At 54.0% G+C, this 24,141-nt stretch carries 22 protein-coding genes; 17 read left to right on the top strand and 5 right to left on the bottom strand.

Features of this window, described 5'->3' with window-relative positions; genetic code table 11:
- The first annotated feature begins 10 nt into the window (after positions 1-10).
- Together DXT88_RS01920 and DXT88_RS01915 are read left to right on the top strand one after the other, a co-directional pair.
- Complete coding sequence (locus tag DXT88_RS01920; protein WP_265211333.1) at positions 11-3,163, top strand: efflux RND transporter permease subunit; 3,153 nt, start codon at positions 11-13, stop codon at positions 3,161-3,163.
- Complete coding sequence (locus DXT88_RS01915; protein ID WP_407649260.1) at positions 3,156-4,610, top strand: efflux transporter outer membrane subunit; 1,455 nt, start codon at positions 3,156-3,158, stop codon at positions 4,608-4,610. Before DXT88_RS01920 ends, DXT88_RS01915 begins: the two co-directional genes overlap by 8 nt.
- Before the next feature lie 78 nt (positions 4,611-4,688).
- On the opposite strand, the gene waaA is transcribed toward DXT88_RS01915, so the two are convergent.
- Genes waaA through DXT88_RS01890 form a run of 5 tightly spaced genes read right to left on the bottom strand, consistent with a single transcriptional unit; the run spans position 4,689 to position 10,447 of the window.
- Positions 4,689-5,990, bottom strand: a complete 1,302-nt coding sequence (gene waaA, locus DXT88_RS01910) for a lipid IV(A) 3-deoxy-D-manno-octulosonic acid transferase (protein WP_265211331.1) — start codon at positions 5,988-5,990, stop codon at positions 4,689-4,691.
- Positions 5,990-6,859 carry a Kdo hydroxylase family protein gene (locus tag DXT88_RS01905; RefSeq protein ID WP_265211330.1) on the bottom strand — a complete coding sequence of 290 codons (870 nt, stop codon included), beginning with the start codon at positions 6,857-6,859 and terminating at the stop codon, positions 5,990-5,992. Before DXT88_RS01905 ends, waaA begins: the two co-directional genes overlap by 1 nt.
- Before the next feature lie 37 nt (positions 6,860-6,896).
- Positions 6,897-7,892, bottom strand: coding sequence for a lipopolysaccharide heptosyltransferase I (gene waaC, locus DXT88_RS01900; RefSeq protein WP_265211329.1), 996 nt, complete (start codon positions 7,890-7,892; stop codon positions 6,897-6,899).
- A gap of 45 nt (positions 7,893-7,937) precedes the next feature.
- Positions 7,938-9,314 carry a phosphomannomutase/phosphoglucomutase gene (locus tag DXT88_RS01895; RefSeq protein WP_265211328.1) on the bottom strand — a complete coding sequence of 459 codons (1,377 nt, stop codon included), beginning with the start codon at positions 9,312-9,314 and terminating at the stop codon, positions 7,938-7,940.
- A 38-nt stretch (positions 9,315-9,352) separates the two neighbouring features.
- Positions 9,353-10,447, bottom strand: coding sequence for a glycosyltransferase family 4 protein (locus DXT88_RS01890; RefSeq protein ID WP_265211327.1), 1,095 nt, complete (start codon positions 10,445-10,447; stop codon positions 9,353-9,355).
- A 296-nt stretch (positions 10,448-10,743) separates the two neighbouring features.
- Here DXT88_RS01890 and rfaH point away from each other — a divergent pair, with 296 nt between their 5' ends.
- From rfaH to DXT88_RS01815, 15 genes are all read left to right on the top strand, one after another.
- On the top strand, positions 10,744-11,238 hold the full coding sequence (rfaH, locus tag DXT88_RS01885; RefSeq protein ID WP_265211325.1) for a transcription/translation regulatory transformer protein RfaH: 495 nt from the start codon (positions 10,744-10,746) through the stop codon (positions 11,236-11,238).
- A gap of 227 nt (positions 11,239-11,465) precedes the next feature.
- Complete coding sequence (locus DXT88_RS01880) at positions 11,466-11,834, top strand: MarR family EPS-associated transcriptional regulator (RefSeq protein ID WP_265211323.1); 369 nt, start codon at positions 11,466-11,468, stop codon at positions 11,832-11,834.
- A 45-nt stretch (positions 11,835-11,879) separates the two neighbouring features.
- Positions 11,880-12,857 (top strand): GDP-L-fucose synthase, encoded by a 978-nt coding sequence (gene fcl / locus DXT88_RS01875; protein WP_265211321.1) that lies wholly within the window; start codon positions 11,880-11,882, stop codon positions 12,855-12,857.
- Between the two features lie 16 nt (positions 12,858-12,873).
- Complete coding sequence (gene gmd / locus DXT88_RS01870; protein WP_265211319.1) at positions 12,874-13,968, top strand: GDP-mannose 4,6-dehydratase; 1,095 nt, start codon at positions 12,874-12,876, stop codon at positions 13,966-13,968.
- 4 nt (positions 13,969-13,972) lie between these two features.
- Entirely contained in the window at positions 13,973-14,341 is a 369-nt protein-coding gene (locus DXT88_RS01865) for a sugar 3,4-ketoisomerase (protein WP_265211317.1), read from the top strand.
- Positions 14,334-15,443 carry a DegT/DnrJ/EryC1/StrS family aminotransferase gene (locus tag DXT88_RS01860; protein ID WP_265211316.1) on the top strand — a complete coding sequence of 370 codons (1,110 nt, stop codon included), beginning with the start codon at positions 14,334-14,336 and terminating at the stop codon, positions 15,441-15,443. Before DXT88_RS01865 ends, DXT88_RS01860 begins: the two co-directional genes overlap by 8 nt.
- On the top strand, positions 15,440-16,327 hold the full coding sequence (locus tag DXT88_RS01855) for an ABC transporter permease (RefSeq protein WP_265211314.1): 888 nt from the start codon (positions 15,440-15,442) through the stop codon (positions 16,325-16,327). The genes DXT88_RS01860 and DXT88_RS01855 overlap by 4 nt, the downstream gene beginning before the upstream one ends.
- A gap of 9 nt (positions 16,328-16,336) precedes the next feature.
- Positions 16,337-17,629, top strand: coding sequence for an ABC transporter ATP-binding protein (locus tag DXT88_RS01850; protein WP_265211312.1), 1,293 nt, complete (start codon positions 16,337-16,339; stop codon positions 17,627-17,629).
- A gap of 18 nt (positions 17,630-17,647) precedes the next feature.
- On the top strand, positions 17,648-18,628 hold the full coding sequence (locus DXT88_RS01845; RefSeq protein ID WP_265211310.1) for an NAD-dependent 4,6-dehydratase LegB: 981 nt from the start codon (positions 17,648-17,650) through the stop codon (positions 18,626-18,628).
- On the top strand, positions 18,621-19,334 hold the full coding sequence (locus DXT88_RS01840) for a sugar phosphate nucleotidyltransferase (protein WP_265211308.1): 714 nt from the start codon (positions 18,621-18,623) through the stop codon (positions 19,332-19,334). The genes DXT88_RS01845 and DXT88_RS01840 overlap by 8 nt, the downstream gene beginning before the upstream one ends.
- A complete protein-coding gene (locus tag DXT88_RS01835) occupies positions 19,327-20,181 on the top strand; it encodes an NAD-dependent epimerase/dehydratase family protein (RefSeq protein WP_265211306.1) in 855 nt (284 codons plus the stop codon). The genes DXT88_RS01840 and DXT88_RS01835 overlap by 8 nt, the downstream gene beginning before the upstream one ends.
- Positions 20,174-21,244: a radical SAM/SPASM domain-containing protein gene (locus DXT88_RS01830; RefSeq protein WP_265211304.1), complete on the top strand. Its 1,071-nt coding sequence runs from the start codon at positions 20,174-20,176 to the stop codon at positions 21,242-21,244. Before DXT88_RS01835 ends, DXT88_RS01830 begins: the two co-directional genes overlap by 8 nt.
- 41 nt (positions 21,245-21,285) lie before the next feature.
- A complete protein-coding gene (locus DXT88_RS01825) occupies positions 21,286-22,443 on the top strand; it encodes an acyltransferase family protein (protein ID WP_265211303.1) in 1,158 nt (385 codons plus the stop codon).
- Positions 22,444-22,461: 18 nt separating this feature from the next.
- Positions 22,462-23,478, top strand: coding sequence for an N-acetylneuraminate synthase family protein (locus DXT88_RS01820; protein WP_265211301.1), 1,017 nt, complete (start codon positions 22,462-22,464; stop codon positions 23,476-23,478).
- Positions 23,475-24,140, top strand: a complete 666-nt coding sequence (locus tag DXT88_RS01815; RefSeq protein WP_265211300.1) for a cytidylyltransferase domain-containing protein — start codon at positions 23,475-23,477, stop codon at positions 24,138-24,140. Before DXT88_RS01820 ends, DXT88_RS01815 begins: the two co-directional genes overlap by 4 nt.
- Position 24,141: the final 1 nt, after the last annotated feature.

The raw sequence follows: 24,141 nt of genomic DNA, 5'->3' as shown, positions 1-24,141 counted from the left end.
AGGCTGTCAGATGGGAAAGTTCTTTATTGATCGCCCCGTATTTGCGTGGGTGCTAGCAATCTTCATCATACTGGCGGGCGCGCTGGCCATTACCGGCCTGCCCGTCTCCCAGTATCCGAGCATTGCGCCGCCGACCATCGTGGTCACGGCGACATATCCGGGCGCGACCGCGCAAACCCTCGACGATTCGGTGACCAGCCTGATCGAACAGGAAATGAACGGCGCCGACGGCTTGCAATACATGGAGTCGCAAAGCCAGGCCAACGGCCAGGTGCAAATCACGGTGACCTTCTCGCCCGACACCAACGCCGACCTGGCCGCAGTGGACGTGCAGAACCGCTTGAAGCGCGTCGAAGCACGTCTGCCGGCAGCCGTGACGCAACAAGGCGTGCAGGTCACCAAGTCGCGCAGCAACTTCCTGCTGTTCATCGGCTTGTCGTCGACCGACGGCAAACTCGATCCGGTGGCGCTGGGCGACTATCTGTCGCGTAACGTCCTCAACGAAGTCAAACGCGTTCCCGGCGTCGGCCAGGCGCAGTTGTTCGGCACCGAACGCGCGATGCGCATCTGGATCGATCCGAACAAGCTGATCGGCCTGAACCTGACGCCAGCCGACGTGACTGCCGCCATCACCGCACAAAATGCGCTGGTTGCCGGCGGTACGCTGGGCGCCTTGCCAAGCCCGACCTCGCAGCAGATCTCTGCGACCGTGGTCGTGAACGGCCAGCTGACCAGCCCGGAACAGTTCGGCAATATCGTCTTGCGCGCCAACGCCGACGGTTCATCGGTGCGCATGCGCGACGTCGCACGTATCGAAGTCGGCGGCCAGTCGTACGACACCTCCGGCCGCCTCGACGGCAAGCCAAGCTCGTTCATCGGCGTGCAATTGTCGCCGACCGCGAATGCGCTGGGCACCGCTACCGCCGTGCACAAGAAGATGGAAGAGCTGGCCAGGTATTTCCCGGCCGGCGTGAAGTACACCATCCCTTACGACACCTCCAAGTTCGTCAAGATCTCGATCGAAGAAGTGGTCAAGACCCTGATCGAAGCGATCGTGCTGGTGTTCCTGGTGATGTTCCTGTTCCTGCAAAACATCCGTTACACCATCATCCCGACCATCGTCGTGCCGGTGGCGCTGATGGGCACCTTTGCAACCTTGTTCGTCTTCGGCTTCTCGATCAACGTGCTGACCATGTTCGGCATGGTGCTGGCGATCGGTATCCTGGTCGATGATGCGATCGTGGTGGTGGAGAACGTCGAACGCATCATGAGCGAAGAAGGTTTGTCGCCCAAGGAAGCAACCCGCAAGGCGATGGGCCAGATCACCGGCGCGCTGATCGGCATCACGCTGGTGCTGATCGCCGTATTCATCCCGATGGCGTTCTTCGGCGGCGCGGTTGGCGCGATCTATCGCCAGTTCTCTCTGGCGATGGTGGCCTCGATGGTGTTCTCGGTGCTGATGGCGTTCACGCTGACGCCGGCATTGTGCGCAACCATCCTGCTGCCGGTGGAAAAAGGTCATCATCACGAGAAGAGCGGCTTCTTCGGCTGGTTCAATCGCCGCTTCAACAAGACTGCTTCCGGTTATCAGGGTTTCATCGGCAAGATGCTGACCAAGACTGGCCGTTACATGATCGTGTATGCGCTGATTGTCGGCTGTGTAGGCTTGCTGTATGTGCGCCTGCCGGCTTCGTTCCTGCCGAACGAAGATCAGGGCTACATCATCACCAACGTGCAGTTGCCGCCGGGCGCAAGCACCGGTCGCACGCTGGAAGTGATCAAGACCATCGAAAACTATTACCTGAAACAGCCCGCCGTCGAGCACGTCGTTGCGATTGCCGGCTTCAGCTTCTCGGGTAACGGTCAGAATGCCGGTCTGGTGTTCACGCCGCTGAAGGACTGGAGCGAACGCGACAAGACGCAATCGGCTGACGCCGTCGCCGGTCGCGCTTTCGGCGCCTTCTCGCAGATCAAGGATGCGATCGTGTTCCCGTTGAACCCGCCGCCTATCCCTGAACTGGGTAATGCGACCGGCTTCACCTTCCGTCTGCAGGACCGCGCCGGACTGGGACACGCTGCGCTGGTGCAGGCACGTAATCAGATCCTCGGCATGGCTTCGCAAAGCAAGGTGCTGGCAGGTGTCCGTCCTGAAGGTCTGGAAGATGCGCCGCAGCTGCAACTGGACATCGACCGCGACAAGGCCAATGCATTGGGCGTGCCGTTCTCGACCATCAACAGCGTGCTGTCGACGGCACTGGGTTCGTCTTACGTCAACGACTTCCCGAATCAGGGTCGTCAACAGCGCGTGATCGTCCAGGCCGATGCCAAGCGTCGTCTGCAACCGGAAGATCTGGCCGGCCTGTATGCCCGCAACAGCGGCGGAACCATGGTGCCGTTCTCGGCCTTCACTACCTCGAAGTGGATCAATGGTCCCGTGCAGCTGATTCGCTACAACGGCTATCCGGCAATGAAGATCGCCGGCGGTGCAGCACCTGGCCGCAGTACCGGTGAAGCGATGGCGGAAATGGAAGGCTTCGTGGCCAAGTTGCCGACTGGTTTCGGCTTCGAGTGGACCGGCCAGTCGCTGGAAGAAAAGACCTCGGGCTCGCAAGCGCCGGCACTGTATGCGCTGTCGCTGATCGCCGTGTTCCTGGTGCTGGCTGCGCTGTACGAAAGCACCTCGATCCCGCTGGCGGTGATGCTGGTGGTGCCGCTGGGCATTCTCGGCGCACTGCTGGGCGTGACGCTGCGCGGCATGCCTAACGATGTGTACTTCAAGGTCGGCATGATTGCGGTGGTCGGTTTGTCGGCGAAGAACGCGATTCTGATCATCGAGTTCGCCAAGGATCTGCAAGCACAAGGCATGGGCCTGATCGAAGCGACGCTGGAAGCGGTGCACCTCCGCTTCCGTCCGATCATCATGACCTCGCTGGCGTTCATCCTCGGCGTGCTGCCGCTGGTCATCGCCAGCGGCGCCGGCTCCGCCAGCCAACGCGCCATCGGTACCGGCGTGATGGGCGGGATGATCACGGCAACCGTACTGGCCGTGTTCCTGGTCCCGATCTTCTTCGTCGTCGTGCGCAAGATCTTCAAAGGCAGCGAACGTCAGCGCCAGCTGGACGCGGCCCATCACAAAATCGATGTGGAGGATAAGAATGTTTAAGTTTCCCACCCTGCGCCTGAAGCAGTTGAGCGCAGCCATGCTGGTGGTCGGCGTATTGTCCGGCTGCACGCTGGCGCCGACCTACGAGCGCCCGCAAGCGCCGGTCGAAGGCACCTATCCGGCCGACGCCAAGGGCCAGGCGGCGTATGACGCCGCCACCCTGGGCTGGCGCCAGTTCTTCCCTGACCAGCGCCTGCAGGCGCTGATCGCGGCCGCGCTGGAAAACAACCGCGACCTGCGCACTGCCGCGCTGAACATCGAAGAAGCGCGCGCGCAGTACCAGATCGCCCGTGCCGATTTGCTGCCGACACTGAACGCCACCGGCAGCGAATCACGCACCCGTTTGTCGGCCAGCCAGTCGACCACCGGCGCACCGCTGATCACCAAGAGCTACCAGGTCGGCCTGGCGATTCCTGCATATGAACTGGACTTCTTCGGCCGCGTTCGCAGCCTGAAGGACGCCGCGCTGTCGACGTACCTGTCGACCGAAGAAGCCAGGCAATCGGTGCAAATCAGCCTGGTATCGCAGGTTGCGCAGGCCTATCTGACCGAGCGCTCCTATGCCGAGCAACTGAAGCTGGCGCAACAGACCCTGGAAAGCCGTCAGTCCAACCTCGGCCTGGCGCAGAAACGTTTCGACGTCGGCGCCTCGTCGGCGCTCGACCTGCGCCTGTCCGACACGCTGGTGCAATCGGCGCGCACGTCGGTAGCAACGCTGCTGCGCCAGCGCGCCCAGGCGGAAAACGCCCTGACGCTGCTGGTCGGCACCAACGTCAAGGACCTGCCTGCAGGCCAGGACCTGTCGCTGCAGAACATCGTCACCGACATTCCTGCCGGCGTGCCGTCGGATCTGCTGACGCGTCGTCCGGACATCCGTTCGGCGGAACAGAAGCTGCTGGCCGCCAACGCCAACATCGGCGCGGCGCGTGCGGCGTTCTTCCCGCGCATCAGCCTGACCGGCTCCTTCGGCAGCGCCAGCAACTCGCTGGGAGGTTTATTCGATTCCGGCTCGGGCGCCTGGTCCTACGGCCCGCAGTTGAGCTTGCCGATCTTCGACTTCGGCCGCAACAGCGCCAACCTGGATGTAGCGGAAGTGCGCAAGAACCAGGCAATCGTGACGTACGAAAAGACCATACAAACGGCCTTCCGCGAAGTTGCCGATGCGCTGGTGGCACGCGGCACGCTGGACGAACAGATCGAAGCCCAGGAAGCCTTCCTGAAAGCGCAACAGGAACGCCTGAACCTCACCGACCTGCGCTACAAGAACGGCATCGCCTCCTCGCTCGACCAGCTCGACGCGCAACGCGATCTGTTCTCGGCGCAGCAAGCATTGATCCAGGCGCGTCAACTGCGCCTGAACAATGCGATCGATTTGTATCGTGCGCTGGGTGGTGGGTTGAATGAGACGACGGTGGCTGCGGCGGCAGCGCCATCCAGATCGAAGTAAATACTCATTTTTGCTGTCTTGCAGCAATAAAAACGCCCCTTTTCAGGGGCGTTTTTTTATGACAGTTTGTATGGCTGATCAGTCGTTCAAAACGGCGTGAAACGTTTCCTGCTTCAGTACACCATTCAGCAATGTCATGGTGCGTGCCGTAGCGCCCTGATGCTGGCGCGCAAAGGCCCGGGCGTGCTGCGCCATGGCGGCCCGGCGCGCGCTGTCGGTGAACAGCGACTGCGCCTGCTGCAACATGTCGGCCGCACTGTTCACGCGCAGCGCGGCATCGGCAACGACGGCATCGGCGCTGATCGTCTGGAAATTGAAGGTGTATTCGCCGATCAGCACCGGGATTCCCAATGCACTGGCTTCGATCAGGTTTTGTCCACCCAGCGGCAGCAGGCTGCCGCCGATGAAGGCTGTTTCACAGGCAGCGTAGTAAGCAGCCATTTCTCCCATCGAGTCACCCAGCACCACGTCGGTATCAGCAGCAACTACGGCCACACCGAGCATCGAACGCCGTTGCATCGCAAAACCGCGCGCTGAAATCAGCGTTGCCACTTCATCAAATCGTTGCGGATGACGCGGCACGATGACGACGAGGAAATTTCGGTCAACAAGCTTGGCCAATGCGTCGAGGATCAACGCCTCTTCACCTTCGCGCGTGCTCGCGCAAAGCAGCACCGGGCGTTCGCCGAACTGCGCGCGCCATTGTCGTCCCAACGCAATCATGTCAGGCGGTGCTTCGACATCGAACTTGATGCTGCCGGTCACGTGGACCTGGCGTGCGCCGAACAGGCGCAATCGTTCGGCATCCTGCTCCGACTGCGCAGCGACGCAATCGATGCCCGCTGCAGCTTCCAGCAGGATGGCGCCGAAGCGCTGGCCGCGCCGCAGCGAACGCGCCGACAGGCGAGCGTTGGCGAGCATCACCGGTACGCCTGCGCGTACGCATTGGCGCACCATGTTAGGCCAGACTTCGGTTTCCATCAGGATGCAGATCCGCGGCTTGAAATGCCGCAGGAAGCGCGCGCACATCCAGCCGGTGTCGTAGGGAAAATAACTCTGGATCACGCGTTCGCCGTGCGCAGCGAACAACTTCTGCCCAGTCGCACGACCGGTGGCGGTCATGTGCGTGAGCAGGATCGTGTGTTGCGGATAGGTTTGCAGCAAGGCCTCGATCAGCGGTTGCGCCGCACGCGTCTCGCCGACGGAAACGGCATGCACCCAGATCAGCGGCGACAAAGCGCGCTGACGGAACTGATCATAAAAGCCGAGGCGCTCGCCGATGTGTTGCCGATAACCCGGCTCCTTGCGTCCGCGCCGCCACAAACGCAGCAACACGAACGGCAGGCCGATCCACCACAGCGCAGAATAAAGCAGGCGCATCAGACCAGCTGACGTCCGGTGAGCTTGCTCAGGATGGCGAGCGGACTGGCGGCGGGGTCATATTGCTTTTCAGCGGGCAGGTGCAGGGTCTGCTCCAGCATGTACTGACCGGACATCACGGCATGCGAAGCCTGATCCGAGAAGCACACCCAGACCGAGCCGGCCGCGAACGGCATGGTGACCTGGCCGGCGCTTTCCTGATAGGCCATGTCGCCCTTCATGCCGTCATGCAGCTGCAACATCAGGTGGTCGTATTCGCTGCGCAGTGATTTGGTCACGTGCAGCGCCTTGAGCACCTTGGCCTGCCACGGCACATACGGCTTGGCGCGCGGCACGAACTTGCGCGCCACGGTTTCAAACGGCTCGCCGACGCGCCAGACGCGCGGCACGCCGTCGGGATTGATGTTGCTGAACACACGCAGAATACGCTCGCCGTAGTTCGGCCGCGACGGAAAGGCGTCGACGTGCAGGCGGCGATCGTCGGCGCGCCAGGACTGCGCGCGCGTCTCGACCCGGGTTGGACGATAGCTGGTCGGCGCCAGGCGCAGCGCACCCTGATATTTCGGCAGCAGCGAATACACCAGCGATTGCGCCTGTTCGCGGAAGCGTCCGATCATCAGCGCCAGCGCCAGTTGCGCGGCGGTGTCGCCGACCGCGCCTTTCAGATGGCCGGAGGCGTCCAGGCTGATGTTGCGGACCTTGGGATCGCGAATTTCAGGCTTCAGCAAGACTTTCTCTTCCGGCAACAATTCAAACGGCAGTTGCGGGAAATACAGCACCTTGCCGGCCTCCAGGCCGGCGATCCATGCGGGATTCGGCTCCGCCACCTGCCAGTCGGTGACGCCGATTTCGATAATTTGCGATTCCATGTCGATATTATGCCTCGTTGTTCCGTGCGCCACCGCGCTACGCGGCAGCCTGCGCCGACAATACGCCATCAATGGCGAGCAGTACTTGCGCTACATCAGGAGCCTGGCCGGTATCGCCCAGATTGGCAATGAAAGGCGACCAGTTTCCTTCGGTTTTCCAGCGCGGGGAGTCGCAGTACAGTTCGACGGTAGGCCGACAGTAGGCGGCGGCAATGTGTGTGAGACCGGTATCGAGCCCGACCACCAGCGTGGCCCGTCGAACCAGCGTCACCGCCTCCATCAGCGACAGCGCAGGAAGGACCGTAGCCTGTGGCATCAACGCGGCAAGGCGCTCGGCAGCTTGTTTTTCTTTCGGATTGCCCCACGGCAGCAAGACCGGCAGATTGCGTGCATGCAGCGCCTGCGCCACGGCGACCCAGTTCTCGGGCGACCATTGCTTGGCGGCGCGTGCCGTGCCGTGGAAAAACACGGCATAGGGATGTTGCGGCAGCCAGTCAGGTAATTCGGCCGGCGGCGGCGCACCCAATCCAAAATCCGCCGTGTCATCCGATGAATAACCGAGCGCGACCGCGGCCACGGTGCGCGCACGCAGCACGGCATGCGTATGCAAACCGACCGGCACGCTCTGCGTATGGAAAATCCTGGAAAGCGGCTCGTAGCCCGAACCCTCGGTGGCGTTGGCCAACCCGACGCGCTTGCCGCCCGGCGCCAGACGCGCCAGACGCATCACGACGCTGGTCTTGAGCAAGCCCTGCGTATCGAAGACGATATCGTAAGCCTCGTTGCGCAGCTGGCGATAGAATCCGGCGATCTCGGCCCGCGTGGCGGCCGAGCCGAGGCTCTTGCGCCAGCGCCGCAGGGCGATGGGGATGATCCGGCGGACGTGCGGGTTGAGCCGCACCAGGCTGGTATAGGCCTCTTCCACCACCCAGTCGATGTTGGCATCCGGATAATGGCGCCGGATGTCGGCGACCATGGGCATGTTGTGCACCACGTCGCCTAGGGACGAAACGCGGACGATCAGGATGTTCAAGGCTAACCCACTATTATTTGTCTGTGGGCCAGCATCTTACCCCTTTCAAAAGGGCAAGGCTACATCCGGGCGGGCCGCCAGGATCACGCGCCTGAACTCATCCTGGATGCGCGCCAGCGCTTGTTCCGTCTCGGCCTCGAAGCGCAACACCACCACCGGCGTGGTGTTGGAGGAACGCATCAGGCCGAAGCCGTCGGCGTATTCGATGCGCAGGCCGTCAATGGTGATGATCTGTTCGGCGCCGGGGAATTTTGCATCGTTTTGCAATTTGCCGATCAGGGCGAAGTTCTCGCCCTCCTGCAGCTTCAACTGCAATTCGGGCGTGCTGATCGATTGCGGCAAGGCGTTCAGCATCGCCGACGGATCGGCTTCGCGGCTGAGCAGCTCCAGCAGGCGCGCGCCGGCATACAGGCCGTCGTCGAAACCGTACCAGCGGTCCTTGAAGAACACGTGCCCGCTCATCTCGCCACCCAGCGGCGCGCCGGTTTCGCGCAGCTTGGCCTTGACCAGCGAATGGCCGGTCTTCCACATCAGCGGCTGACCGCCGCGCGCGCTGATCCACGGCGCCAGATGGCGCGTGCACTTGACGTCGTAGAGGATTTCACGACCGGGATGGCGCGTCAGCACGTCGGCCGCGAACAGCATCAGCTGCCGGTCCGGATAAATGATCTGGCCGTCTTTGGTGACCACTCCCAGGCGGTCGCCGTCGCCGTCGAAGGCCAGGCCGATCTCGTTGTCGGTCTCCTGCAGGCAGCGGATCAGGTCCTGCAGGTTTTCCGGATGGGCCGGATCGGGATGATGGTTGGGGAAAGTACCGTCGACTTCGCAGAACAGTTCGGTGACTTCGCAGCCAAGCGCGCGATACAGCTCGCCGGCGAAGGCGCCGGCCACACCGTTACCGCAGTCGACGGCGATCTTCATCGGCCGCGCCAGCTTGGCGTCGCCGACGATGCGGTCGATGTATTGCTTGCGGATATCTTGGGTACGATAGGCGCCGGTGCCGCTGGCGAACTTGTTTTCCACGATGGCGTGATACAGAGCCTGGATGGTTTCGCCATGGATCGCCTCGCCGGCCAGCACCATCTTGAAACCGTTGTAGTCGGGCGGATTGTGGCTGCCGGTGACCATCACGCCCGACTGCGTACCGAGCACGTGCGTACCGAAATACACCATGGGGGTGGCCACCACGCCGAGGTCGATGACGTCGATGCCAACGGCCTGCAAGCCGGCGGCCAGCGCGGCGGAAAGCTCAGGCCCGGAAAGGCGGCCATCGCGGCCGATCACTACCGAGGTCTGGCCCTTGGCCAGGGCGGCGCTGCCGAAGGCCTGGCCGATTTGTTTCGCCACCTCGGCGTTGAGTGTCTGGCCGACGATGCCGCGGATGTCGTAGGCTTTGAAGATAGAAGGAGACAAGGTTTCCATGATTCTGTTCTTACATATAAAAAACGAGAAAACGCTGCTTATTTCTTTTTGGTAAGAATCATCCAGCGAGGTGACTTGAAGCGGACAATACGTGCATACAGCCAAAGATAAGTCGCAATAAAAACCAGCGAACATGCCATCAGCGCCCCCGTATGCCTCCAAAATAATGTTGCGGGAACCACTGCCATTAATGACAGTATCCAGAGATAGGGGGACGTCATTGAATTGCGTCGTGTCAATGCCCGCGCATCCTTACGACCGACTGCCCACAGGACAATGCGGCGGAAAATTAAACTGTGCAGATGGATGCCATCAGGCATGCCTGGTGACTTCCCACGCAAAAAAACACGGCGGTACGCGGAAAACAGTGTTTCAAAAACTGGATAAATCAACAATAGCAGGGCGTACCAAGAAGATACTTCCGGATTGCGCATGACGAGCAAAATCGAAAGCTCGCCCAAGATGAATCCCAGAAAATATGCTCCGCCGTCACCTAAAAAGATCATGCCTGCAGGAAAATTCCAGATGAAGAAACCAGCAGTAGCCCCCGCAACCATCAAAGCTACCACCAAGACAAAAACATCGTTGACCTGCAAAGCGACATATCCCAGTGACAACAGCATGCAAATCGTGACTACGCTGGCGAGCCCGTTAAAACCATCGATAATATTGACAGCATGGGCAACTCCCGCGACGGCAAATACCGTTAAAGGAAGCGTGATCCACATTGATTGAATGATCCATTCGCCGTAGCCCCAATGCAAATGCTGAATCCGGGCATCCAGCAGGAAATAACCCAATATTGCGGCGATCAGCGTCAGGCCGAGCCGACGTGTAGGACTAACTTTACGAGTGAAATCTTCAACAATGCCACCAACGAATGCAACCGAGGAGCATATAAGCAGAAGGCCTATCTCGCTGCCCAACTGGTTGGCTCTGAACACCGAAATAGCGCTGCTAATGATCACGGTGGCAAAAATACAAAGCCCTCCGATTCGCGGCACGGCATGCGCATGTACTTTTTGGACACCATCGAGATCCACGTCCAGTCCCGCTTCGTGAAAGTGGGCGTGACGAATCACTAATAACGTGAGAATTGCAGAAACGACGAAGCTAATAAGAAAAGATGACATAAGGAAGTTCATTGAGGCGCGCGACTAGATTGGCAAACGCCATGCCTTCGAAAATCGTCTGGCCAGGAAAGGAGCGATTATATCCTTCACCCCGCAAGACATGACCCGAATCGCTAGTTGCAGTAGTAGAATTGTTTCGCTTCAGATGGAGGGGTAGGACGAGTTTGAAGGGAAAAACCGTCACAACATCAGGGAAGCCCCTTTGTTTTGTATGGGATACATGTTTGCCATCCGTTGTTTTTGTACAACTAAGGCTATAAAATCTGGCTTACAAGAGCGTTAAACAAGGCCTCAGCATGCATTGGTATCTTATTCATACAAAGCCAAGGCAAGAAAAACTCGCATATGAAAACCTCGAGCGACAAGGTTATGTCTGTTATCTCCCCTTCCTTCCAAAAGAAAAATTGCATCGCGGAAAATTAATGGTGTCCTCGGAGCCGTTGTTTCCCCGCTATTTATTCATTCAGTTGGACAGCAGTAATACGACAAAAAGCTGGAGTCCGATCAGATCAACCAAGGGAGTAAGCCGGTTGGTCACTTTTGGCACAAAGCCAGCCATCGTCAGTGATGCTTTAATTGATGTACTAAAGTCACTAGAAGCTGCCAAGCAGCAACCGCAACCGCTGTTCTTGCCAGGGGAGCGCGTGCGCTTAACTGACGGTGCCTTCGCCGGAGTCGAAGGCATCTATCAGATGAGCGATGGCGAAAATCGCGCCATGGTGCTCATTGAGGTATTGAGCCGCCCAGTGCAAATGCAGGTTGCCCCCGGGAATTTATCCAAAATGAGCTGATCCGTCAAAATACGCAAGACTCTTTACATCAGAGACTACGGTTTTGTAAAGAAACGTCATTCGTCTTTCAGTGACTCCCCCGGCTTCAATCCGTTCACCCCATGAACGGCATCCATATTCCCGTATAATAGCTAGTTCGATTTTTAACCATCTAACATGCGCATGCTGATCGTGACACGGCATGGCGGTAGCGTGCCCAAACCGTCTCATTTTTCATTTTCTCAGGTATGACGAACCGCCGCGCCGAATTTCAAGAAGATGTTCAGTTTCAGGTATTGCAGCGTTTGCAGGAAAATCCTGGTTTGAGTCAGCGCAACCTGGCGAAGGAACTTAACATCAGCCTTGGCAGCGTTAATTTTTGCTTTCAGGCATTGATGGAAAAAGGGTGGGTCAAAGCGCAAAATTTCAGCCAAAACAGCAACAAGCTGGGTTATGCCTATTTGCTAACGCCTTCCGGTATCGCAGAAAAATCGAAACTGACAGCTCGCTTTCTAAAACGCAAACTCGAAGAATATGAAACGCTGCGACAAGAAATAGAACAGCTCAGGGAGCAACTTAAAGCCGAACCACCTGACGACTCCAGGCAAGCCAGCTAAGCATCTGAGTAAGCAAGCATCAACACCATATCGCCGCGGAGATTTATGCCTTCATCCCCCAAAATCTATGTTGCCGGACACCGAGGAATGGTCGGGTCCGCCATCATTCGCACTCTACAACAGCAAGGTCACAGCAATATCGTGACATGCACGCATGAGCAATTGGACCTGACCGAACAGGCTGCAGTACGTGCATTCTTTGAGTCCGAGAAGCCCGATCAGGTTTATCTTGCTGCCGCCAAGGTTGGCGGCATCCATGCAAACAACACATATCCTGCGGAATTCATTTATCAGAACCTGATGATGGAGGCCAACCTCATCGAGACGGCGTTTCGTAACAACGTTAAGAAACTGCTGTTTCTGGGTTCCAGCTGCATCTATCCCAAACTGGTGCCGCAGCCGATGAGAGAAGACGCCCTTCTCACCGGTACGCTGGAATCGACCAACGAACCCTACGCCATCGCGAAGATTGCAGGCATCAAATTATGCGAAAGCTATAACCGCCAATACGGTGCAAGCCATGGCATCGACTATCGCAGCGTCATGCCGACCAATCTGTACGGTCCCGGCGACAATTACCACCCGGAAAATTCCCATGTCATCCCGGCGCTGATCCGCCGTTTTCATGAAGCAAAAGTCAACCTCGCCCCAAGCGTGGCGATCTGGGGCACTGGCACGCCAAAACGTGAATTCCTGTATGTCGACGACATGGCGCTGGCCAGTGTTCATGTCATGAATCTCGACAAGGCGATTTACGATCAACATACCAGTCCAATGCTGAGCCACATCAATGTCGGCTACGGTGACGATATCACCATCCGCGAACTCGCGGAGCTCGTCGGCAAGACTATCGGCTATCAAGGGAAAATCGAGTTCGACTCGAGCAAACCAGACGGCACGCCACGTAAGCTGATGGATAGCTCGCGGCTCAATGCATTGGGTTGGAAAGCCAATGTAGCACTGGCCGACGGACTCGCCTCGGCATATCAGGATTTTTTAAAAATAGAGTCAGCCCGTAAATAAAGGAAATAGACCAATCATGACAACGAAACCAAAAGTCGCGCTCATTACGGGGATTACCGGCCAGGATGGCGCTTATCTTGCAGAACTGCTGCTCGACAAGGGCTATATCGTTCACGGCATCAAGCGCCGCACCAGCTTGTTCAACACCGATCGCATCGACCATCTCTATCAGGATCGTCACGAAAAAGGTGTGCGCTTTTTCCTGCACCACGGCGACATGACTGATTCGTCGTCTTTAGTCCGCATCATGCAGCAAACTCAGCCTGATGAGGTCTACAATCTGGCGGCGCAAAGCCATGTTGCGGTCAGCTTTGAAGAACCCGAATACACAGCGAATTCGGACGGCCTCGGTGTCTTGCGCCTGCTTGAAGCGATCCGCATTCTGGGCTTGGAAAAGAAAACCCGCTTTTATCAAGCGAGCACATCTGAGTTATACGGTCTGGTGCAAGAAATTCCGCAAAAGGAAACAACACCGTTCTATCCTCGCAGCCCCTACGCTGTCGCCAAAATGTATGGCTACTGGATCGTCGTCAACTATCGCGAAGCCTACGGCATCTACGCTTGCAACGGCATCTTGTTCAATCACGAATCGCCACTCCGCGGAGAAACATTCGTCACTCGCAAAATCACCCGTGCATTGGCACGCATCAAACTTGGTCTGCAAGAATGTCTGTACCTCGGCAACCTTGATGCGAAACGCGATTGGGGCCATGCCAAAGACTACGTTGAAATGCAATGGCTGATGCTGCAGCAGGAAAAACCAGAAGATTTCGTTATCGCCACCGGCGTGCAATACAGCGTGCGTGATTTCGTAAATATAGCCGCCCAGGAATTGGGCATCCAGTTCCGCTGGGAAGGCCAAGGCGTGGACGAAAAAGGTTACGACGCAAATGGTGTATGCCGTGTCGCAGTGGATCCTCGCTACTTCCGTCCGACCGAAGTCGAAACGCTGCTGGGCGATCCAACCAAAGCCAAGGAAAAACTTGGCTGGACACCGCGTACGTCGTTCAACGATCTGGTCTCGGAAATGGTGCGTGAAGACCTGAAGGCTGCTGAACGCGACGAACTGGTCAAAAAGCATGGCTACAAAACCATGGACTACAAAGAGTAAGCTTATGGCACGTTTTACCATTCTGAATCTACCGACGTTCACCGACCCCCGCGGCTCTTTGACCGTATTGGAAGACTCCTTGCCGTTCAAGGCAGTCCGGACATACTGGATTTATGGTGCAGACGGGCAAACGCGCGGCGGTCATCGCCACACGCATACGCGCCAGGCGCTAGTCGCTATCAGCGGCACTGTCTCCATCTTTATGAACGACGGCATCCGGTCGGACACCGTCGAACTCAATCATCCCAGCCAATGTCTCCTGATAGAACCAAAGGATTGGCACACGATGACGTTCGGCCCCGGCTCCGTGCTATTGGTCATGTCTTCACATACCTACGATCGCAGCGAATATATCGATACGCCTTATGAATAACATGCAGATGATTGAGTATGAAAGCCTTGTACTGTCCAACGCGGCTTTTATGGAAGACATGGAAGCAGCGGCGACACGGGTGATCCAATCCGGCTGGTACATCATGGGCAAGGAAGTCGGCAGCTTCGAAGCTGAATTCGCCGAATTCAATGGTGCGAAGCATTGCATCGGCGTCGCCAATGGATTGGATGCATTGATCTTGTCGATCGAAGCTCTGGACCTGCCCAAAGGTAGCGACATTCTGGTCGCCTCAAATACTTATATCGCCACGATTCTCGCCATTCTGCGCGCGGGCCATCAGCCGGTTCTGGTTGAACCCGAGCTGACAACTTTCAACATGGATCCGGCGCTCTTGTCCGGCGCCATGACCAGCAAGACCCGCGCAATTTGTGTCACCCATCTGTTCGGCAAAATCTGCCGCATGGATGCGATTACGGCATTCGCCAATGAGCATGACCTGAAACTCATTGAAGATTGCGCACAGTCGCACGGCGCCAAACTACAAGGGAAAATGAGCGGCACTTTCGGCAACGCGGGCTGCTTCAGTTTTTACCCCACAAAAAATCTCGGTGCACTCGGCGATGCCGGCGCCATCATCACGGATGACGACGAACTGGCAGACAAGCTGCGGCACCTGCGCAACTACGGTTCCAAACAAAAATACGTCAATCGCTACGTCGGCATCAATTCGCGACTGGATGAATTGCAGGCAGCCTTCTTACGCGTCAAATTGAAACATCTTGACGCCATGACCGAACATAAGCGCATGCTCGCGACAATCTATGACGAGCAATTGCCTGCATGGGTGAAAAAGCCGCTGCGACGTGATGATGAATTCGATGTCTTTCACATCTACGGGATCCGACATCCGTCACGCGACTCCCTGCGTCAGTATCTGCTGGATAACGGCGTCAAAACCGAAGTGCATTATCCCATTCCACCGCATCATCAGGACGCCATGAAAGGCATTCTGACAGGCGTCTATCCGATTGCGGAAGAGCAGCATGCAACCGAATTGAGCTTGCCAATCTCGAACGGCCATACGGCGGACGACATTCGACGTGTATGCGACGTGATCAGTGACTTTGAAAATATAAAATGACCGATCACAAGGAAATTCCCCCATTTCATTCCGAGGGTCAGATTGAGGAACAATGGGATGTCATTATTGAACCTCGCGGAAAAATCGCTCACATCGACTTCGCGTCGGTTTGGCGTTATCGCGATTTGATATGGATGTTTTTCAAACGTGACTTCATCACGTTTTACAAACAAACCGTACTTGGCCCTTTGTGGTATCTGATCCAGCCGATTGTTACTGCGACAACTTATTACGTCGTCTTTGGAAAGATAGCGAATTTATCGACGAATGGCCTTCCACCATTTCTTTTTTATATCTCTGGCATCGTTTTATGGTCTTATTTTTCGGCATGTCTGACCAATAACTCAGAAGTTTTCTCAAAAAACTCCTCACTATTTAGCAAGGTGTATTTCCCTCGCCTAGTAGTGCCGATTTCGGTCGCTATGAGTGGTCTGGTCGCATTGGCCATTCAGTTCTTATTATTAATTCTGGTCAGTACAATATTTGCCATCCAGGGAACAGCCCCTCTTAATCTTCTCGGGTTGCTATATATCCCATTGTTAGTGCTCTACATTGCGGTTCTCGGTATGGGGACCGGACTAATTGTCTCTGCAATGACTGTACGCTTCAGAGATCTTGTATTCGCGGTCGGTTTTGCAACGCAGCTGTGGATGTATGCAACGCCGGTTGTCTATCCATTTGGGCAAATTCCTGAGAGGTACCAATGGTTTTATTACCTCAATCCCATGACGTCGCCCATTGAAACGTTGCGCTCGACGTTATACGGAGCGCCTGCTGTCAAAACAGAAATATGGATTTCGAACTTGGCGATAACAGCGGCACTTCTGGTTGCAGGATTAGTTCTGTTTTCAAAGGCAGAGTCAAACGCTATGGATACGGTGTAACAAAGAGTCATGACCAACGACATTGTCATCAGTGCGCAGCACGTTAGTAAAGAATATCGCCTCGGCGTCATCAATCACGGCACCCTGTATCGCGACTTGCAAAGTTGGTGGGCTAAACGTAGAGGCAAAGAAGATCCAAATGCAGAAATAAAAGATTTCGCACGCGACAAACGTGAACGTAATCGGATTAATGGAGATCTGTTCCATGCGCTGGAGGATGTTTCGTTCAACATCCGTCAAGGAGACGTCGTCGGGCTGGTCGGGAAAAATGGAGCTGGAAAATCCACGCTGCTGAAGATCATTTCTCGGATCACGTCTCCGACGTCAGGAAATATCCGCATACGCGGGCGCATCGCCAGTCTGTTGGAAGTGGGTACCGGTTTTCATCCTGAATTGAGCGGCCGTGAAAATGTATACCTGAATGGTGCGATTCTTGGAATGAGCAGAAGAGAAGTCGCTTCAAAATTCGAGGAAATTGTCGAGTTCTCCGAGATTGGCGGCTTCATTGATACCCCCGTAAAACGTTACTCATCAGGCATGTACGTGAGACTTGCATTTTCTGTCGCGGCACATCTTGAACCAGAGATTCTATTGATTGACGAAGTTCTGGCTGTCGGCGATGCCAACTTTCAGAAAAAATGTTTGGGGCGAATGAGCGAAGTCAGCAAAGATGGCCGCACCATTCTCTTTGTCAGTCATAACATGACCGCTATCAGCAGTATCTGTCCTACTTCTATTTTCATGAATGATGGTCGTGTCGAAGGCATTGGTGACTCCAGCGACATCATTCAAAGCTACTTGTCATCCGGACAGATAGGCAACAACGGCGTCTATTCAGTTCCCCCTGAACAGTTGGATGGCAAAGCGGTGATATTTCATGTCGCGATTCTGGACCAAGACGGCTTGGAAACCGGCACAGTTGAATTGACGAAAGAATTTTCCATTGCCGTTTGTTATGAACTACGCGAATCACTATCTGGCCTTAGTGTGGGCTTGCAAATCATGGGCGAAGATGGATACACCAGTATCTACAGCCTCTCCGATCCAGAACTTGAACCCTCCAGACTCGACGCAAGAATGCCAGGAAGATACCGTTCCGTCGTGAAGTTTCCTATGTGTGCACTAAACACTGGCGCGTTTTATATCCGAGTAGGCATCTCCTCAAGATTTTCGATTTACTCCGTTGTCGAAGGGTTCCGCTTCGAAGTATCGGACAGTGTCGGCATTATCCAAATGCTAGGACAGTCCCGAAAGCCCTCGATATCTGCGCTGCAATTACCTTGGCAAATTGAACGTCAATAGCATTTGGAAATACATTTTATGAAAGCTGTACTTATCACAGGAGCCGATGGCTTCATTGGCTCACATCTCGCGGAGACATTGGTTACTGCGGGAGTTAAGGTCCGAGCTCTTTGCCAATACAATTCTTTTGGCAGTTGGGGATGGCTGGATCAATCGTCGCTCGCCAGCCAAATGGAAATCGTGCTTGGCGATGTGCGAGATCCAACTCAGATGCGAACCATCTGCAAAGGCGTTGATACGGTCTTTCACCTTGCCGCACTTATCGCCATTCCTTATTCGTATCAAGCAAGTGCCAGTTATGTCGACACCAATGTACAAGGGACGTTGAACATGATGCAAGCCGCGCTTGAAGCTGGTGTTGACAGAGTAATTCAAACCTCCACCAGTGAAGTCTACGGGACGGCAAGATATGTACCGATAGATGAAGCTCATCCACTGCAAGCGCAATCCCCCTATTCGGCGACAAAAATTGGCGCCGATGCAGTCGCCTACAGCTATTTCTCAAGCTTCAATTTACCAGTAACAATCGCGCGGCCATTCAATACTTATGGTCCACGGCAATCAGCTCGCGCCGTAATTCCGACTGTCATTACGCAATTGCTGACAGGACAACGCAAACTTAAACTCGGTAGCCTTTCACCGACACGCGATTTCAATTTCGTGCGAGATACCTGCGCCGGCTTCATTGCATTGGCCAACTGTTCTAACACTTCCGGCGAAACAATCAATATAGGATCAGGAACAGAAATTTCGATCGGCGATACGGTAAATATGATTGCCCGACTGATCGGAGCAGAAATTGAAATTGAATGCGATGAACAGAGACTGCGCCCGGCAAATAGCGAAGTCGAACGCCTCTGCTGCGATAACCGCAAAATTCAAACGCTGACTAATTTTTCACCGTCCGTTGCACTTGAGCAAGGATTACAAGAAACAATCGACTGGTTGTCCATCCCAGAAAACCTGAAACGTTATAAAGCGGATATCTTCAATGTCTAAACGTGCTGTCATTCTCGCCGGCGGAAAAGGAACGCGCCTGCGTCCTTACACAGTCGTACTGCCAAAGCCGCTGATGCCAATTGGCGAATTTCCGATTCTGGAAGTCATCATTCGTCAGTTGGTTAAGTCGGGATTCACTCATATCACGCTGGCAGTAAATCATCAGGCAGAAATCATCAAAGCTTTTTTTCAAGATGGGGAGCGCTGGGGAATTCGCATTGACTACTCGCTGGAAACCAGTCCACTGGGAACAATGGGGCCGCTGCGCCTGATTAAGGATTTGCCTGAGAACTTCCTGGTCATGAACGGGGACATCCTGACAGATCTGAATTTTTCCGACTTCTACGATTCGCACGTGCAATCGAAGCATGTCTTTACCATTTCTTCGATGCGCCGGCATCATCTTATTGATTATGGCGTATTGGATACGAATAGCTCAGGTGTTCTTACCAGCTTCAGAGAGAAACCCTCTGTTGATTATGAAGTCAGCATGGGGGTATATATGCTCAGCGCTGAGGCATTACAGCTCATCCCGATCAATGCTCCTTTCGGTTTCGATGGGCTAATGCTGAAGCTGCTCGAATTGAACCGCGAAGTAAACGTTCGCGCCTTTAGCGGATATTGGCTTGATATCGGACGTCCGGATGACTACGCCAAAGCCATAGACGAATTTGAAAATACGAGAGCCCGTTTCCTCAATGATTGATGTCATTGTCACCGGCGCGTCCGGCTTCATCGGGCAAGCACTCTGTGATCGTCTCGAACAAGATGGTCTTTCGGTAATGCGCCTGACGCATCAACAAGGCTGCGTAAGTGACGCAGCTACGTGGAATGCACTACCGAGGGCAGGAACTGTCATGCATTTGGCTGGTCGCAGCTATGTGCCGCAAAGCTGGCAAGAATCTGCCGATTTTATGCGCGTCAACGTAGTCGGCACCGAGCAAGCCTTGGCTTATTGCCGCACCAATGACGCATCGTTGGTGTTTGCCAGTGCATACGTCTACGGCATACCTGAAAAATTGCCGATACGAGAGTCGGATCGTACTGCACCGAATAATCCTTACGCGTTGTCAAAACGCCTGGCAGAACAACTTTGCGAGTTCGCAAGTAACATCCAAGGTGTTCCAACTACGGTTTTGCGCATCTTTAACGTCTTCGGCCCGAAGCAACGTGCAGAATTTTTAATTCCAAGCATCATTGATCAAGTTCTTCACAAGAAAGAGATCAATGTTTTAGATCTGTCTCCACGACGAGACTATGTCTTCGTAGAGGATGTTGCGGAGGCGTTTCTGAAGGCAATGAAAACACCAAATGGATTTCGCTGCGTCAACGTCGGTTCCGGCATTTCGTATTCGGTGCAAGAAGTGATCGATATCGTGCAGGCAGTCGGCGGGAAAAATCTGCCTGTGCATTCTGCCGCAGTAGAACGACGACAAGAAATACCCGATGTACGAGCCGATGTAACAATGGGTCAACAGTTGCTAGGCTGGCAGTCCATTGTGGACTTTCGTAGTGGAATAGAAAGAATTTTATTAGGAGCTGAATGTGAGTGATCGTTATGTGCCTATCAACAAGGGCAACTATTCCATGGACACGGCTGAACGAGAACAGTTGTTTGAAACATATCGTGGTGAAGGATGGGAAGTCGAATATGCCGACTATCGCAAGAAATGGAGCGATCTGGCAAAGCAGCAGGTCGTATCTGATTATCCGCTTCTCGTCGATATTGAATTGTCTTCCATCTGCAATTTGCATTGCCCGATGTGCTACACAATCACCGACAAATTCAAAGAACATGTCGACACCACGCGAATGGACTGGGATCTCTATCGAAAAATTATTGATGAGATCGGCGGGAAAGTTCCTGCAATTCGCTTGAGCCTCCGTGGCGAAGCGACACTGCACAAAAAATTTGTTGAGTGCATCAAATACGCAAAAGAGAGTGGCATCAAAGAAGTGTCGACTCTGACTCACGGTGGAAAACTGACACTCCCCTACTTCGAACAAATTGTCGACGCTGGAATCGACTGGATTACGATTTCTGCTGATGGAGTTGGTGAAACCTACGAGAAAATTCGCAAGCCCATCAAATTCAACGACATTCTGGATAAGATAAAAGCCATGCAGCAGTTCAAGAAAGAGCGTGGCTTACATCGCCCAGTGATCAAAGTACAGGGAATTTGGCCCGCAATCAGAGATCAAGCGGAAGAATACTACGATACCTTCGCGCCACATGTGGACTTGGTTGCCTTCAATCCACTGATTGACTATCTCGGCAACGATACACACATCGAGTATCTGGAAAATTTCACCTGCCCACAACAGTATCAACGTCTGGTTATTGGTGCGGATGGCTTGGTCATGAAGTGCTCAAACGATGAAGAAAATCGCGAGATCATTGGAGACATCAAATCTGAAACAATTCATCAGATCTGGCATGGCGAAAAGATGAATGCGGTACGCGCCCTGCACAAGCGAGACAGAGGCTTTATGGAGAGTTCTGTCTGCAAAAAGTGTTACTTGCCACGAAAAACTGAAGATGAAGCTGCGGAAGTCGGAGGACGCACATTTACTGTAAAAAACTACGTGTTCCGGATCCAGGTGGTGGGCAAGTAACATTGGCTAACAACGTGTCCATTCCTGCGGGAACAACCTCAGTGATCGAAAAGAAGCGTTACGATCATTTTCAAGTTGCACGAGGTATCGCGTGTTTAATGGTATTTGCTAATCATATTAGCGGTCTTTTAAGTGAGGGACTGACAAGTGAAACCACATCCTCTGTTTTTGCACCATTTCTCGTCCCGATGGGTTTCCCTTGGGTATGGTTATTTCTCGTACTGTCTGGGTTCTTGCTGACAAAAGGCTTTGTAACCGGGCGCTTCAGCCTGGATACTGCTGGAATTAAGCACTTTATCGTTGCTCGGCTCCATCGGCTATTACCGTTGCTTTGGTGTGTGAGCGCACTCTGGTTTGCGCTTTATATTACCGGGATATGGAGTCCGCACTTACCCGTCTTCGATTGGAAACGGGAAATAGGTGTGGCCTTGGCGTTTCCATGGCTCCCGTACTTCCAGAGCACAAATGCAATTAGCTCGATGAATAGCCCCGTGTGGAGCGCTATCATCGAAATCCATTATTCACTTTTGCTGCCTTTGCTTTTCGTGTGGATAGGATTGTCGGCAAAAAAAATGTGTTGGATAGTCGTTGGATGGGCAGTTGGAATTGGTGCGCTTGCTTGCACTATTTTCCTCTTCAAGGACTTGGATATATTTCCATTGCTATATGGAAATCACCTTTACAACTTGGGATTTTTCGTAGCAGGCGGAATATTGTCGCTACGGTCGCCTAGTGTTTATATCAAACGATTGCCATGGTCTATTGTGATCATTTTTACCGTTGCCTCATTACTGTTCGTCCAATACGAAGCGTTCTTCCACTTGAATGCAACTCTTGCTCTATCCCCATTGCTCATGCTGCCGGTTTGGTGCATTGTTGTTGCGAGATGTGACGATCGCTACCAAGCATCCGTTCCGATAAAGTTTTCTGAACTTTGGCGAGGAATGAATTTGTTAAGCATTTTGGAAACGCTGGGAATGATGAGCTACTCACTCTATCTGGCGCACAAGCCGATTAGCTATATTTTGATAGAGAAATTGCATCTGACTCGATGGACCTCGACCATCCCTGAGCTGATTGTTATGACATTTGTGTGCCTGCTGCTATCCCTGCCGCTCTTTGGGGTTCTGTTCATTTTTATAGAACGCCGCTTCAGGATGCATTCTGCACCGCCGTTGATAAACTCTCGAATGATATGACTGGAACACAGGAACACCATGTTTAAACGGTATATAAAAGATCGCTGTTACATCATCGCGGAAATTGGTGGAAACTTTACGACTTTCGAACAAGCCAAACGGCTGATCGACGAAGCAGCCGCTTGTGGCGTGGATGCCGTGAAATTGCAGACCTATCAAGCTGAAACACTATCGAGTCCTGAAGCAATTTTCGACATGGAAAACACAGGAGTCGTGTCACAGTATGAACTGTTCAAGAAGTATGAAATCAATGAGGCCTTGCATCGCGCAGTATTTGAATATGCGGATACCAAAGGATTGGATTGGTTCTCGTCCCCATCGCATCAGAATGATGTCGACATGCTGGAACGCTGCGATGTGGGCGCTCATAAAATCGGTTCCGATGACGCAGTCAACTTGCCATTTCTGCGCTATGTTGCAAGTAAAGGTAAACCAATCATCCTGTCTACCGGTATGTGCACACTTGACGAAGTTGTAGAGTCGGTCAATGCAATGTATGCAGAAGGCAATGAGAAAATCATTCTTCTACACGCCATTACCAGCTACCCAACGCATCCGGAAAACGTCAATCTGCGTGCAATGCAAACCTTGGCAAACACATTTCCGCAACTAGATATCGGCTACTCAGATCACACGCTCTCTCCCGTCGCATGCCTTTGTGCAGTCGCGATGGGTGCTCGCGTCATTGAGCGACATTTTACATATGACAAACAAGCAGATGGTCCTGATCATATGCTTTCCGCAGACCCCTCCGAAATGAAATGGCTAGTAGAGGCTATTCGATCCTATGAGATCATGCGAGGAAGCGGAATCAAGCGCCCTGCAAATAGTGAACAAAAAACCCGCAAAAACAACCGAAAGAGTATTGTCGCCGCTCGTGACATATGTGCAGGCGAGCGTATTTCTGAAGTTGATATTGCGATCAAGCGTCCAGGGTATGGTATTGCGCCTAAATACTTCTCTCAGATCATAGGACGCAGTGTTGCTCAAGATATGCCTGCGGGAAGCGTGCTCAACTGGGATAGTCTTACGTGAAACTGGGCGTTATCATCCAAGCGCGAATGGGATCATCCCGCCTTCCTGGGAAAGTATTGCGGCTCATAGCCGGAAAGCCGTTGCTTGCGCATGTCACAGGCCGACTCATTGGCTTGAAGCATCAGGTCATTGTCGTTGTCGCGACGTCAACGCAAACTCAGGATGATGCAATTGCTACATGGTGTGGGCAAACAGGCATCATTTGTTTCCGAGGATCTGAGTTGGATGTGTTGGATCGATATTTCCAATGCGCTCAGCAATTTGGTTTCAATCATATCGTCCGACTGACAGCTGACAACCCTTTCACAGATATCACCGAGCTCGATCGCCTTATTGAACAGCATCTGACACAAAAAAATGATTACACTCATTCTTTTGGCATGATGCCGCTTGGAATCGGTGCAGAAATAATGACAGTTGATGCACTCCAAACCAGCGCTGTTGAAGGCATGGCGCCACATCACCGCGAGCACGTCAACGAATTCATCCAAGAAAATCCTGAACGTTTTCGTATTGGTGTTTTAGACGTTCCCGCCTCGAAGAAGGCTCCAGAGTTGCGCATGACTGTCGACACAATTGCCGATTTTGATCACGCGTGCCGTCTGGCCGATATCTGCGCACCGGAATGGTTAAGTACGGAACGAGCAATTTCTGCATGCTAGC

This window comes from Herbaspirillum lusitanum (assembly GCF_026127345.1).
GTDB classification, from domain to species: domain Bacteria; phylum Pseudomonadota; class Gammaproteobacteria; order Burkholderiales; family Burkholderiaceae_D; genus Herbaspirillum; species Herbaspirillum lusitanum.
Note: the sequence above shows the minus strand (reverse complement) of the source record. Positions and strands in the feature narration are given on the sequence as shown.

Coding starts and splice junctions, on each gene's coding strand:
- DXT88_RS01820 (WP_265211301.1), top strand. CDS start 22,462: ATGTTTAAACGGTATATAAAAGATCGCTGTTACATCATCGCGGAAATT.
- DXT88_RS01835 (WP_265211306.1), top strand. CDS start 19,327: ATGATTGATGTCATTGTCACCGGCGCGTCCGGCTTCATCGGGCAAGCA.
- rfaH (WP_265211325.1), top strand. CDS start 10,744: ATGCATTGGTATCTTATTCATACAAAGCCAAGGCAAGAAAAACTCGCA.
- DXT88_RS01855 (WP_265211314.1), top strand. CDS start 15,440: ATGACCGATCACAAGGAAATTCCCCCATTTCATTCCGAGGGTCAGATT.
- waaA (WP_265211331.1), bottom strand. CDS start 5,990: ATGCGCCTGCTTTATTCTGCGCTGTGGTGGATCGGCCTGCCGTTCGTG.
- DXT88_RS01890 (WP_265211327.1), bottom strand. CDS start 10,447: ATGTCATCTTTTCTTATTAGCTTCGTCGTTTCTGCAATTCTCACGTTA.
- DXT88_RS01915 (WP_407649260.1), top strand. CDS start 3,156: ATGTTTAAGTTTCCCACCCTGCGCCTGAAGCAGTTGAGCGCAGCCATG.
- DXT88_RS01860 (WP_265211316.1), top strand. CDS start 14,334: ATGAATAACATGCAGATGATTGAGTATGAAAGCCTTGTACTGTCCAAC.
- gmd (WP_265211319.1), top strand. CDS start 12,874: ATGACAACGAAACCAAAAGTCGCGCTCATTACGGGGATTACCGGCCAG.
- DXT88_RS01850 (WP_265211312.1), top strand. CDS start 16,337: ATGACCAACGACATTGTCATCAGTGCGCAGCACGTTAGTAAAGAATAT.
- DXT88_RS01880 (WP_265211323.1), top strand. CDS start 11,466: ATGACGAACCGCCGCGCCGAATTTCAAGAAGATGTTCAGTTTCAGGTA.
- DXT88_RS01865 (WP_265211317.1), top strand. CDS start 13,973: ATGGCACGTTTTACCATTCTGAATCTACCGACGTTCACCGACCCCCGC.
- DXT88_RS01845 (WP_265211310.1), top strand. CDS start 17,648: ATGAAAGCTGTACTTATCACAGGAGCCGATGGCTTCATTGGCTCACAT.
- DXT88_RS01840 (WP_265211308.1), top strand. CDS start 18,621: ATGTCTAAACGTGCTGTCATTCTCGCCGGCGGAAAAGGAACGCGCCTG.
- DXT88_RS01905 (WP_265211330.1), bottom strand. CDS start 6,859: ATGGAATCGCAAATTATCGAAATCGGCGTCACCGACTGGCAGGTGGCG.
- DXT88_RS01920 (WP_265211333.1), top strand. CDS start 11: ATGGGAAAGTTCTTTATTGATCGCCCCGTATTTGCGTGGGTGCTAGCA.
- fcl (WP_265211321.1), top strand. CDS start 11,880: ATGCCTTCATCCCCCAAAATCTATGTTGCCGGACACCGAGGAATGGTC.
- DXT88_RS01895 (WP_265211328.1), bottom strand. CDS start 9,314: ATGGAAACCTTGTCTCCTTCTATCTTCAAAGCCTACGACATCCGCGGC.